General features: G+C 36.6%; 10 protein-coding genes. 2 read left to right on the top strand and 8 right to left on the bottom strand.

The annotated features are described in order from the left end of the window. The first annotated feature begins 167 nt into the window (after positions 1-167). Together V4762_RS09395 and V4762_RS09390 are read left to right on the top strand one after the other, a co-directional pair. A complete protein-coding gene (locus V4762_RS09395; protein WP_347315524.1) occupies positions 168-440 on the top strand; it encodes a stage V sporulation protein S in 273 nt (90 codons plus the stop codon). Then, positions 412-1,758, top strand: a complete 1,347-nt coding sequence (locus V4762_RS09390; protein WP_347315523.1) for a MiaB/RimO family radical SAM methylthiotransferase — start codon at positions 412-414, stop codon at positions 1,756-1,758. The genes V4762_RS09395 and V4762_RS09390 overlap by 29 nt, the downstream gene beginning before the upstream one ends. On the opposite strand, the gene V4762_RS09385 is transcribed toward V4762_RS09390, so the two are convergent. The 8 genes from V4762_RS09385 to V4762_RS09350 form a co-directional block, all read right to left on the bottom strand. Further along, positions 1,759-3,006, bottom strand: coding sequence for a M16 family metallopeptidase (locus V4762_RS09385; protein ID WP_347315522.1), 1,248 nt, complete (start codon positions 3,004-3,006; stop codon positions 1,759-1,761). Between the two features lie 67 nt (positions 3,007-3,073). After that, positions 3,074-4,207, bottom strand: a complete 1,134-nt coding sequence (locus V4762_RS09380; RefSeq protein ID WP_347315521.1) for a murein hydrolase activator EnvC family protein — start codon at positions 4,205-4,207, stop codon at positions 3,074-3,076. Between the two features lie 363 nt (positions 4,208-4,570). Then, the gene (locus V4762_RS09375; protein ID WP_347315520.1) at positions 4,571-5,662 is read right to left on the bottom strand and encodes a murein hydrolase activator EnvC family protein; all 1,092 of its coding nucleotides are present in this window, start codon (positions 5,660-5,662) and stop codon (positions 4,571-4,573) included. 228 nt (positions 5,663-5,890) lie between these two features. After that, the gene (uvrC, locus tag V4762_RS09370; protein WP_347315519.1) at positions 5,891-7,537 is read right to left on the bottom strand and encodes an excinuclease ABC subunit UvrC; all 1,647 of its coding nucleotides are present in this window, start codon (positions 7,535-7,537) and stop codon (positions 5,891-5,893) included. Further along, positions 7,537-9,876 (bottom strand): RelA/SpoT family protein, encoded by a 2,340-nt coding sequence (locus tag V4762_RS09365; protein WP_347315518.1) that lies wholly within the window; start codon positions 9,874-9,876, stop codon positions 7,537-7,539. Before V4762_RS09365 ends, uvrC begins: the two co-directional genes overlap by 1 nt. Positions 9,877-9,906: 30 nt before the next feature. Further along, complete coding sequence (locus V4762_RS09360) at positions 9,907-11,565, bottom strand: DHH family phosphoesterase (protein ID WP_347315525.1); 1,659 nt, start codon at positions 11,563-11,565, stop codon at positions 9,907-9,909. A gap of 130 nt (positions 11,566-11,695) precedes the next feature. After that, complete coding sequence (locus V4762_RS09355) at positions 11,696-12,781, bottom strand: DegT/DnrJ/EryC1/StrS family aminotransferase (RefSeq protein ID WP_347315517.1); 1,086 nt, start codon at positions 12,779-12,781, stop codon at positions 11,696-11,698. Positions 12,782-12,843: 62 nt separating this feature from the next. Next, the coding region (locus V4762_RS09350) for a DUF951 family protein (RefSeq protein ID WP_347315516.1) at positions 12,844-13,034 on the bottom strand (191 nt) is incomplete at its 5' end.

Raw genomic sequence — 13,034 nt, 5'->3', positions numbered from 1 at the left:
TAAGGAGATATCTGATACAATCGTGAAGGGCACAAATAATATATCTGAAGAAATTAAGAGGTTCAAGGTTTAAGATACCACTTGACAAAGAGGTATTAATTTTATGAAAATTAATATTATAGCGTTCATATTAAAACTTAACGCTACTTACAAAAGGAGGTCATAGCATGTCAGAACTAAAAGTCAGTGCTAAATCAAATCCAAATGCCGTAGCAGGTGCCCTTGCAAACACAATAAGAGAAAAGGGTAGAGCAGAACTACAAGCGATAGGCGCAGGAGCTGTGAATCAGGCAGTAAAAGCAATCGCAATAGCGAGAGGCTATGTTGCCCCCAGTGCAATAGATCTTATATGCATACCTGCTTTTGCCGATGTTGAAATACAGGGTGAAGCTAAAACAGCTGTAAAATTAATTGTTGAGCCAAGAAGACCACAAGCTTAACTTACTCGAAAAACCCAAAACCTTTTTTATTGAGGTATTAGGGTGCCAGATGAACAAATACGAGGGAGAGGTTTTCGCCTCTCTCTTTTTAAAGCACGGGCTCACTCCCTCCAATCCAGAAAATGCTCAGATAATTGTACTCTTAACTTGTGCCGTTAGAGAAAACGCTGAAAATAAAGCGCTATCAAGAATTGGAAATTACTTAAAATTAAAAAGAAAAAAAGATCTAAAGTGTTTTGCTCTTGGTGGATGCCAGGCCAAAATATGGGGAGAAAAAATATTAGAGAAATTCCCGAAAATTGATGTCCTATTTAGCCCAGCATCATTAGAAGAAATAGAGATAATTGTTAATAAAATTATAGAAAAGTCAAATTATATTAATTTAAAAGAATCAATAGAGAACCCAGATTGCATCCCCATTCCAGAGGGTAACTTCGACTTTCCAAGCGCCTATCTGCCAATATCTTCTGGATGCGATCAGTTTTGTACTTATTGTGCTGTTCCTTATGGGAGGGGAAGAGAAAAAAGCAGAACTCTTAACAGTATATTAAAAGAGGTATCTCACAGAAGCGACCAGGGCTTTAAAGAAATCGTATATTTAGGACAAAACTGCGATTCTTACGGAAAGGACATTGGCTCTTCTTTGAAAGAGCTTTTGGAATTGAGCGCAAAAGAATTCCCTAATTTATGGTTTAAGTGTATAACAAGCTATCCGTCTATGATTACAGAAGAGCTATTGGAAACAGTAGCCTCATACGATAACCTGTGCAATTATTTTAGTATCCCTATGCAGTCAGGCTCCGATCGGATTCTAAAATTGATGAATAGAAAATATAGCGTCGATCAATATAGAAGCTCTATAAATCTGATAAGAAAAATAATTCCAGATGCAGTTTTAACTTCAGATTTTATCATAGGGTTCCCAGGCGAAACAGATGAAGATTTCAAACTCACGATAGAGGCTGTAGAAGAGTTTAAATACGACAGTGTAAATACTGCGATATATTCTAAGAGACCATTTACCCCCGCCTCAAAGTTTGAGGACAAAATGACATATCAAGAAAAATCAGAGAGGACAAATATATTGATAAAGAAAATAGAGGAGAACTCTATTAATTTCAGGCAGCAATATTTAAATAGGCAGGTAGATGTCCTTATAAAAGGAGAGGACAAAAAAAAGAAAGGTTTCGTCTCATCAAGAACAAAGGGACATCAGATAGTCATATTCAAGCCAAAAAATCAGCTTAATCAAGGACATTTGTCAAAGGTTTATATCACCAAAGTCCTTTCGTACTATATGATTGGAGAAGAGTCTTAATTATTCGTTTTTTATCAGGCAGATAATTTCTCTGTCAAAATCAAGAGATTTGTTTACAACTTCAAGTATCTGTTCAGGAGAAATATCTTCCAGCCTATCTAAATAAGAGATCAGGTAATCAATTTCATCAAATAATATATGCTTTCCTATCAAACTTGAAATCTTGAAATTCGTTTCAAAATCGAGCAGATATCGACCCCTCAACAGCATCTTCAATCTGTCAAGCTCTGGTTTTTTTATGCCATTTTCCTTTAGTTTTACAATCTCACTTCTAATGACATCAATAGCTTCGTCTAAATATTTTTGATTGAGACCCGAGATCACACCAAACAAAGATGCATTCTTAAACACATAGTTAAATGTAGAGACATCATAAGCAAGGCCTCTTTTTTCCCTTATCTCCTGAAACAAAATCGAACTCCCACCAGAGCCCAAATAAGCATCTATTACATCGAACACGTCTCTCTCACATTCTTCATAGCCATTTGTCCTGAAACCATAAATCAAGCTCGCTTGTTTAATATCTTTTCTTTTCTCGACATAAAAATCTTTCGCGGGAAAGCTGTCTACAGAATAATCAAAAGCAATATTTTTCCCGTCAGGGATATTCTCAAAGTACTTTTCCGCAAGCCTAATAGCCTCATCATTGTCAAACCTGCCAGCAATGACCAAAATCGAATTGCTTGGCAGATATCGCTCTTTATAAAACTCGATGATCTTATCATATTCAATATTAGCAATTACTTCTTCTCTGCCAATTATTGGCAAACCCAAAGTGCTTTCTGGAAAAGATTTTTTCAAAAAGTTATTAAAGTTCCAGCTTGGTATCCTATCATAAGATCTCTTCATTTCTTCTAACACTACCAATCGCTCCTTGTTTACCTCATCAACTGGGAAGGTAGAATGAAATACAATGTCTGAGATCATATCAAGAGAGAGCTCTAATGAGTCATAGGGGAGATAGTTATAAAAAACCGTATACTCGGTAGAGGTGGCGGCATTTATCTCTCCACCAACGCTCTCAATTTCACAAAATATATCATAAGCATTTCTCCTCTGTGTCCCTTTGAACAAGAGATGCTCAAGAAAATGCGATAATCCATTTGTATTCTGATTCTCAAGGGCAGAGCCAACCTTTAAGTATAGAGAAGTGACTATACTGTTGGACTCAAAAATTGGTATTAGAACTAATTTAAGAGAATTTTTAAGTTCTTTAATTGTGAATTCGGGAAAATAAAATTTTTGCAAAATACACCTCCAAAATTTTTAAACAAAAAAACAAAATATTTTAAAAAGAACAACCTTAACAACCATATTATGGTAAATAATTCAATGGGTTAACAGGTTTGCCGTTAATTCTTATTTCGAAATGAAGGTGTGGCCCAGTTGCGTACCCAGTAGCTCCCACATAAGCAATGACCTGCCCTTGTCTTACGCTTTCGCCCACGTATGCGACCAGCCTGCTCGCATGAGCATACAGAGTAGACACTCCTCCTCCGTGATCTATGATAACAGCTTTCCCATAACCGTCATACCAACCAGAATACACAACTCGGCCACTATCGGCAGCAAGTATAGGAGAACCATATTCTGCACCTATATCAATTCCAGTGTGGAAGCTGTGAACGTGTAGGTAGGGATCATATCTTGGACCGAATGGCGAAGTAATAGGCCCCGACGCAGGCCATATAAACTTGCCTGATCCTGTACGAGGACTCGAGTCGAATCCTCTTAAAAAGGCCTCTATCTCTTGAGACTTTGCCTGTAATTCTGCTTCTGCTGCCTCATAGGAAGCCTTATTGCTCATTATATTTTTCAATATAGCCTGTCTGTCATTTCTTTGGGAAATAATTTCCTGTTTTTTGAGCTCGAGATCTTTTTTAAGTTCAATTGCTTTTGATTGTTCTTCTCCCTGGCTCTTCAAAAGCTCGTTTAGATTTCTCATAGAGATGGAATATTGATTTAAAACGTCCTTGTCCTGAGTAGCTATTCTTTCAAAGATAAAAAGGGTTTCAAACCAATCGTTCACGTTGTTGTTCATAGACAATACAATATCGAAAAAGGGCAGTTCCTTCATCATATATATAGATCTCAGTCTGTTTGCAACCTGAGCTTCCTTTTCCAGAGTAACTTTTCTTTGATAGTCAATCTGAGCATTGGTATCAAGAATTTTCTGTTGTAAGAGATTTAATCTGTAATCTACATCCTTTAATTCAGTTTCTTTTAAATCTAAATTTGCATCGATCTGATCTATTTGGCCTGTAATACCGTTTTCTTGTTGTTTTAGCTGATTTAGAATCGATCTTTTTTCATCAATTTGAGCCCTTATGCTATCTAACTCGCTTCTTTTTTGTTCAATCTGTTCGTTGGATTTTCCGATAGCATAAGGCAATATGGCTGTTAGAAGAAAAAAAGAAAGTAGAAAAGAGAATGCTATATATCGATTCATTTCACCTTGGAATTACAGGTAAAAATAATATTACCGATGTTGCTACAAATACAGCAACAAGTATTATAGTTACAAAAAATATAAACTTACTCGATCTCATAAGTTTTAACACGAAAAACCTCCCTGCACAAAAAAATAATCAAATATATTAAGATAAATCTCAAAAAACTCTAACCATTTTATTTTAGCACAGTCAAATTGATCTCATTCTAAAAATAGATAAAAGAGACTATGCTGCGTCACCAAAGAAGACTATTTATTTATACTTTTACTTCTCATTGTTGGTTATTTCATGCATGTTTTCAGTAAACGATTCGCTCTGACCAAGATGATAAACTTGATTTACAGAAAGTTTTGCTATATCTAAGGCAGATAGTTCAGCGGATTAACTGGTTTACCATTAATTCTTATTTCAAAAAACAAATGGGGGCCAGTAGACCAACCCGTACTGCCTATATAAGCAATTACCTGCCCTTGTCTAACCCTTTCGCCTACATAGGCTACAAGCCTGCTCGCATGAGAATATCTTGTTTCTATTCCAGAGCCATTGTCTAAAATCACCAGGTTTCCATACCCAGTTCCCCAGCCTGAATACGTAACCACTCCGCTTTTAGCCGCCAATATTGGAGTGCCATAAGGCACGCCTATATCAATTCCAGTGTGAAATTCTGGAACTTTGAATATCGGATGAATCCTCCAGCCATATCCTGAAGTAATAGGCCCTACTACAGGCCAAATAAAGCCTCCTGAGCTTTCACGAGACCTTGAGCTAAGATTTTGAGTGCCCTGGGCATAAGAGACCTCATTGTTAGTCTCGTTTGAGAGCAAAGCCATTTTTTCATTTCTTTGCTCGATAATCCCCTTCTCTTTCTGAAAAAGCTCCTGTTTTAGACCAAGCACTTTATTCTTCTCTTTATCCTGAGACTGTAACAAATCGTTTAATTTCGTTTCAGCCAAAGAATATTGATCAAGGACATCCCTATCCTGGCTTTCAATTCTCTGAAACAAGATAACGCTTTCAAACCAATCGTTAATATTGTTGTTCATCGAGACAATGATGTTTAAAAATGGGAGCTCTTTCATCATATATATAGATCTCAGTCTCTTGCCTACCTCTTGTTCCTTTTGTTGAATCAAGTTTTTCTGATACTCTATCTGTGAAGTAGTGTCAGAAATATTTTTTTCTATTAAATTTATCTTATAATCAGCATACTTTATCTCAGCCTTATTTAGATCCAAATTCGCATTGATCAGACTAAGCTGACCTGTGTCTCCAGTTTCGTGCAGTTTCAAACGGTTAAAGGCATCCTCTTTTTGATCGACTTGACTTTTTAGCCTTTCTAACTCACTATTTTCTGGGTACGTACTATCTCTTGATTGTCCTATAGCATAAGGTAGTATAGCCGTCAAAAGAAAGACAGAAAATAGAAGGGAAAATGCTATATATCGATTCATCCTATCTTGGAATTACAGGTAAAAATAATATTACCGATGTTGCTACAAATACAGCAACAAGTATTATGGTTACAAAAAATATAAACTTGCTCGATCTCATAAGTTTTAACACTAAAAACCTCCCTGCACAAAAAATAATCAAAAAAGTCCTATAAAACCAAAAAAAAGCAAAACAATTTTCCGTTTATTTTAGCATAAACAACGGTAAAGAGAATTATATTTCACGCTTCAATAACTTTCGGTTTTCCAGGGCTTTCTGGTTTTGGAAAATAGGTACTTTCGATATTCATTAGCAAATCTGTGAGCTTCGTCTCTTAGATACATCAATGCCCTAAGAGCATAGTCGCTCTTTGGCAACCTTAGCTCTCTTTTGTCCATCAGATATATTATTTCCTCTTCCTTTGCCAAAGATATAACAATAGTAGAAGAGTCTTTCAAATTTCTTAATGCAACCTCTAATTGTCCCAAACCACCGTCTATTAACAAAACATCTGCTTCTATCTTTTTCTTTGAAATAGCTTTGAGCGCCTCGTCCATAGATGCGTAATCATCGCAGCTATCATCCGTCAGCCTCATTCTTCTATAATATCTCTTTCTCAAACCCTTTTCGTCAGCAGCAGACAGTCCTGCCACAGTAGCCTCACCTTGAAAGTGTGCAATATCTAAAGCAAAAACCAAAGAGATATCCTTGCCAAAAATTTCAGAGAGTCTTTTGAAACCTTCTTTAAAAACATTTATCCTGTTCTTTACAAAGAGGTTCTCTTTTGCAATTCTTAAAATATCTCTATATTTTATGGCTGGCTTAGAAGTAACCTTTTTAGAAGACTCTTTATCTTCTCCTATATCTTCCTCCAATATAATTTTGATTTTGTGTTTTTTTCCCCATTTATCCTCAAAAAATCTTTCTATAAGCTCTACTTCATCGAATAATATGTTTATACAGACAAATTTTCCAGGCGCTATATTTGAGTAAAAATCATACAAAAAAAACAACATAGCATCGTGAACGTTGCCTTCTTGAACGTTTACCATTCTTTTTATTATATTTGCGTAAATAAGACCATTTCTTACCTGAACGAGCGATATATCGCCAAATTTATTAATATAAACGGCATCTGCATTTAATTTTCCAAGAGGATCTACCATTTTCATGTTTGAAAAAGACTCTATAAACAAGAGACTGTCCCTGAGCCTTGCTGCCTTTTCAAAATCTTCTTCAAGAGAGGACTCCTCTATCCCCCTTCTTAAGTCCTTTTTAACGTTATTTAAATCGCCAAAAAGCCAATCTTTAGCAATCATCACTAACTTGTTGTATTCATCCTTATTAGTTAGGCCCACACAGGGTGCAAGACACTGATTCATCTGATATCTAATGCAAAAGGATTTCGTATTTCTAAAGGTGTTTTTAGAACACTTTCTCAAAGGAAGGGCGATATTTATATACCTTAGAAGGTTTCTCAAGCTCGAGCCATCAGGATAAGGACCAATGTATAGAACATCCTTCTTCTTTTTTGGCTTGCCCCGAAATAGCTCAAGCACAGGAAAGTCTTCGTTTAGATCAATTTTTATATACGGATAAGACTTGTTATCCCTTAACTGAACGTTGTATTTTGGAGTCCTCTCCTTGATAAGAGTCATCTCAAGCACAAGCGCCTCATATTCATTTCTTACTATTATAAAATCTAAATACCTTGCCTCATCAAGCATTAGAGAAGTTTTCTGATCGTGAGATTTGTTTTGTAAATAATTTTTTAGTCTATTTAAAAGATTTATCGCTTTACCAACATATAGAGTCTTCTTATCTTTAGAAAGAAACATATATACCCCTGGAAGCTCAGGAATATCCTCCAGGTTTACCTCTTCGATAGAAAACACTAATTGATCTCTCCCCTTTGTCTCACGTCTAAGACATCTGGAATAGCCCTAAGCTCTTTCATCAGCATATCTCTTTCTGCTACATCTTTTAGCTGAACTTCCAATATCATATAAGCCTTTTTCTTGGCCTTATTTGTGCTTATAGATGCCTTTACTACGTTTACGTTTAGGCTTGCTACCCTAATAAGCACGTCTTTCATAAATCCCACCCTATCAGTTCCCTCGACTATCAAGTGACTCTCATAAGATTCTGCTCTCAATTGATTGTTCCAGTTAAGGTCTATGACCCTTTCAGAGCCCTCTCTGGCAATTTGACTTATAAGGCTTGAACAATTCTCCCTATGAACAATCAACCCTCTGCCACGACTTATATAACCTTTTATCTTATCACCGGGGACAGGTCCGCAACACCTCGCGAATGAAACCTCCAGACCACCTAAATCTCCAATCTTTATAACGTCCTCTTTCTTCTTCGTTACATCCTTTGCCTTAAAGGCAGGTAGGGTTTCCTCAGGTTTTGCAATCATATCTTTAATCTTGTTTACTACGCTATGCGCCGATATGTCATCAAAACCGACTGAAGCCAGGAGATCGTCTGTAGAAGTAAGGTTGAGCTTTTTTGCAACCTCAAGAATGAGATTTTGTCTTTGATTTTCTTCAATAACTATATTTAATCGAGAGAGTTCTTTTAAAACTTTTTGCCTGCCCTCTAAAACAGCCTCGTTTTTGTGTTCCTTTTTAAAATAACTCTTAATCCTTTGCCTTGCCGAGCTCGTTTTGACAAAATTTAGCCACGAAAGGTGCGGTTTAGCGTTCTTCGAGGTTATGATCTCTATTACGTCTCCTGTTTGAAGAGTAGTGCTTAATGCCACCATTCTCCCATTTATCTTTGCCCCCACACACTTGTTCCCAACTTCTGTATGAACTCTATATGCAAAATCTACAGGAGTAGAGTCTGCCTCAAAGTCAAGTATGTCACCCTGAGGAGTAAAGACAAAGATCTCCTCCTCTGTAAAGCTCGACTCAATCATATCCATAAACTCTGCGCCTTTTATATCACTTTGCCACTCAAGGAGTTGTCTAAGCCATATTAGTTTTAACTCGTTTGCATCTTTAATAGCACTTGTTTTTCTCTCCTTGTATAGCCAATGCGCTGCCACTCCAACCTCAGCAATCCTATCCATCTTGGCTGTACGGATTTGTATCTCAACCCTTACCCCGCCAGGTCCTAACACAGTAGTGTGCAAAGATTGATAATTATTCGGTTTTGGAGCTGCAATAAAATCCTTAAATCTACCAGGTATCGGTGGAAATAGAGAATGTATTATCCCAAGAACGTGATAACAGCTACTAATATAAGGATCGTCTGTTTCGACATCTTCGCCTATTATTATCCTAAGACCAAATATATCGTAAATATCTTCAATAACCTTGTTAGTTCTCTTTAGTTTCTGGTAGACACTATATATGTGCTTCTTTCTTCTCTTGATTTTAAATTTACAGTTTAGTTCTTTTTGAAAGCTCTCCCCTAACGAACCTTCTATCTTTGAAAGAAAATTCACATGATTGTTTATGTTTGATTCCATATACATTAAAATATGATTGAACATATCTCTATCCAGATAGTAAAGGGCAAGGTCTTCTAATTCGCTTTTTATGCCCCACATGCCCAATCGGTGAGCTAAAGGAGCAAATATCTTAAGAGTCTCATTTGCAATGTGCTCTTTCTTTTCGTTGGCTAAGATTTCAAGTGTCCTCATATTATGGAGTCTATCTGCCAATTTTATTACAACAACCCTGATGTCCTTTGCCATAGCTACGAACATCTTCCTAAAAGACTCTGCCTGTCTCTCTCTTGGCGATTTAAACCTCAATTTGCCTAACTTCGTTACCCCATCTACGAGAACTAATACATCTTCGCCAAAACTTGTTTTGATCTCTTCGGGCGTTGTTTGCGTGTCTTCAAGAACGTCATGAAGCAGTGCGGCACCCAAACACCTGTAATCCATACCAACTTCTTTTAGTATCAATGCCACGTTTAGAGGGTGATATATGTATGGCTCCCCAGAGAGCCTTCTTTGCTCACCATGCCTGAAGTAAGCAAAACCGAAACATTTTAATAAAAATTGCCGACCTAAATCGTCAAAACCCTCTAATAAATCGCTTAGCCCAGGGGATTTTGAAACAAGCTCTTCTGAATCAAAATCTTCTTCTGGAGGCTGTTTGCTCTCAAGATTCGGGTAGCCGTCAGAAAGTCCGGAAGACTGACTTTTCAAAGGGTCTCTTTCTTCCGATCCTTTTTTCGATATATTTAAATTTTTTTCTTGATTGATTGACATATGGTCAACTTTTATCCTCTCCAGCAAATCTTACAAACAATTTAAAAAAACCATTTTTGCATCTAAAAATTCAAAATCAATACCATCATTCTTAACTTTGGCCTCCCAAACAACATCAAATCTCCCAGATAACAATTCTTTCAAAATTTGTTTGTTGTTTCTCACGATCCATCTTATATTATTATAGTGCTTGTAAAGAACTGTTTCAGAATAATCTTTTTGGACTTCAAGATTTCTAAACTCTACATCCTTTGTGCAGACCACAACTTTTGGATTGCCAAAGCCGAAGGGAGTCATTAGTCTCAAAGCCCTAAAAAAGTTATCATCTATAGCAAAGCCATTAAAAGATATATCAACGTTTAAAAAGGGTATGCTTTCTTTCACCCTAAATCTTTCGAAGGATTTTTTTATTTCAGGGAACGCATCCTTTCTTATAGTAAAGCCGACTGCGCCTTGATGTCCTCCAAAATTTATAAACTGTTCTATTATTTCTGGATATTCCGACTTCACCTGATCAAATATACCTATTAAATCTACATCATTTCCTGGACTTCTCCCGGATCCATATAGTAACTGCTCGCCCGAACAGAGAAAGAATGGCCTTTTGTAAGAGCATGCGAGCCTTGACGCAAGAGGGCCAATAATGCCCTTTGGGCAGTTGTCGATTCTCATAAAGTGAACATGCGGAGAATACAGATTTTCATTTAGGTGGTTTATGCAAATAGAGAAAAATTGACTTTGAAGAGATTTTCTTTTGTTGTTATAGGATTCCAAAAGATTGCACTGCTCAATCGATCTATTGTTCTCCATTTCCAGCAAAAAATTCAGAGCAAGGTCTGGCTTTCCAACCCTGCCTGCAGAGTTAATCAAAGGAACCAGATAGAACATCAGGTCCTCAATGGTTATAAACGGCATTCTCTTGTTCAAAAAATTAGCTATCCCTGGCAGAGTAGTGTTCTTTAGTTGCTCCAATCCCAATTTTACAATAATCCTGCTATCGCCTAATAGCTCTATAGAGTCCCCGACTGTCCCAATAGCAGCCAACTCTAATAGAGTCGGATATATTTCATAGCAATCTTCAAATATATCCGACAACATTAAAAATCGCAATATAACTCCAGCACTACAGAGCGGATCTCCGTCCCAAATGTGTGGATTTACCAGGTTGATGCTATCGTCTAAGTCGCAAAGGATCTCGTGATGATCTAAGTAAAGTAAATTTAGACCCATTTTTTCACCAGCTAACCAAACGTCTCTTGAGTTAGACCCGGAATCGAGCACAATTATATTATTAATATTCTGTTCTTTAAAATAATTTAGCACATCGATATTGACACCGTATCCGTCATCTCTTGTGGGGAGCTTGAAGACAAACTTTTTATTTAAATGAGAGAGAAATTTACAAAGAATTGCTACAGAGGTAACCCCATCAGCATCATAATCGCCAAAAATTCCAATGGGTTCCTCTGATATAAGCATATTTTTGAAAGTATCCAGAGCTCTTTCTATGCGATCGTTTTCAAATCTCGAATCGAAGTTGTCAGTAGAAATCTTTAGAAACCTGTCTAACTGGTCAGCTGATAAACACCTATTATTTAGGATTAGTTCAATAAAACCGTATAGACTTCTGTCTATATTATTATCGCTTTGAGATATTTTCCATCTAAATTTCGGCAGATCACAGCCCATTAGCAATTTTTTGTCTGGTGAGCATCTGGCAACGAGTAAAAAGAGATATCGTCATAAAAAGACAAACTCTTTTCATAGAATAAACCCTAAATTAAATGGATTTTTAATGTTCACCTGTCAATCTCACATTTCATCTATTTTTTATTATCTGGCAAACTTTATATATTTCGTCCTCTTTTTGCATGTGAAAGATAGGAAGAGACAGAACCTCTTTTGAAATCATTTCAGCAATAGGGAAGGAGCCTTCACTATAACCAAGGTATCCAAAAGCCTTCTGAAGGTGTAGCGGCAACGGATAGTGAATGGCTGATTGTATTTCGTTTGAGCCTAAATAAGAAATAAAATCGTCTCTATCTTTAACTCTAATAGTAAATTGATGATAGGTGTGGCGACAATCGTCTTTTTCCGAAGGAAGCAAGACTATATCTTTAAGTTCTTTAAGATAAATAGCTGCCAATTGTCTCTTTTTTTCTATGAATTCCTCAAAATATTTTAATTTTACATTCAAAATTGCAGCTTGCATCGTATCGCATCTGGAATTATACCCTATAATCTCATGTAAATACTTTTTTCTGCTTCCGTGTGATCTGAGCATGTCGATTCTATCGCAAATGCCATCATCTTTTGCAAAAACTGCTCCCGCATCGCCGTATGCGCCAAGATTTTTTGTTGGAAAGAAACTTAGAGCGCTAATATCTCCTATCGAGCCTGTTTTTTTGCCTTTGTAAACCGAGCCAAAAGCTTGAGCGTTGTCTTCAATAACTATCAAGTTATATTTTTTTGCAATCTTCATAATTTCATCCATATCAGCGCTGTGACCAAAAAGGTGCACTGGGAGAATAGCTTTTGTTTTATCTGTTATCTTTTCTTCAATTAATTTTGGATCTAAATTAAGAGTTTCTTCATCTATATCCACAAACACAGGCTTGGCGCCGACAAAGGTTATTGTGCTTGCAGTAGCCACAAAGGTAAAAGGAGTCGTTATAACCTCATCTCCCTCGCCTATAGATGCAGCTCTTAACGCAATCAATAGAGCATCAGTCCCCGAAGCAACGGTAAAAGCCCTGCAGCCAAGATAATCAGAGAGATTTTTCTCAAGCTCTCCTACCTGTTTGCCCATTATAAATGCGCCACTGTTAAGCACACTTTGAAGTTCTTTGTCAATTTCGTCTTTTAATAAGTTATATTCCCTACCAAAATCAGCCAATTTAATCATTTAATTTCTCCACATCCATTTTAAAAATTTTTATTTTCATCTTTTTACCTCAAGATATGTTATTACATCTTTCTAAACTGTCTAAATATCTTCTTTCTTGAAACCATAATTACAGCAGAGCAATCGTTACATTTAAGTACTATGTCAGAACCTAAATAAATAATGGTCCATAGAGTGGAGCCACAAACATGAGGTACTCTTGATTTTAGAATCATTCCCTCTGAAAGACCATCTTTATCACACAACAATATAG

The organism is Thermodesulfobium sp. 4217-1 (assembly GCF_039822205.1).
GTDB lineage: Bacteria > Thermodesulfobiota > Thermodesulfobiia > Thermodesulfobiales > Thermodesulfobiaceae > Thermodesulfobium.
Note: the sequence above shows the minus strand (reverse complement) of the source record. Positions and strands in the feature narration are given on the sequence as shown.

Coding starts and splice junctions, on each gene's coding strand:
- V4762_RS09395 (WP_347315524.1), top strand. CDS start 168: ATGTCAGAACTAAAAGTCAGTGCTAAATCAAATCCAAATGCCGTAGCA.
- V4762_RS09380 (WP_347315521.1), bottom strand. CDS start 4,207: ATGAATCGATATATAGCATTCTCTTTTCTACTTTCTTTTTTTCTTCTA.
- V4762_RS09375 (WP_347315520.1), bottom strand. CDS start 5,662: ATGAATCGATATATAGCATTTTCCCTTCTATTTTCTGTCTTTCTTTTG.
- V4762_RS09365 (WP_347315518.1), bottom strand. CDS start 9,876: ATGTCAATCAATCAAGAAAAAAATTTAAATATATCGAAAAAAGGATCG.
- V4762_RS09360 (WP_347315525.1), bottom strand. CDS start 11,565: ATGGGCTGTGATCTGCCGAAATTTAGATGGAAAATATCTCAAAGCGAT.
- V4762_RS09355 (WP_347315517.1), bottom strand. CDS start 12,781: ATGATTAAATTGGCTGATTTTGGTAGGGAATATAACTTATTAAAAGAC.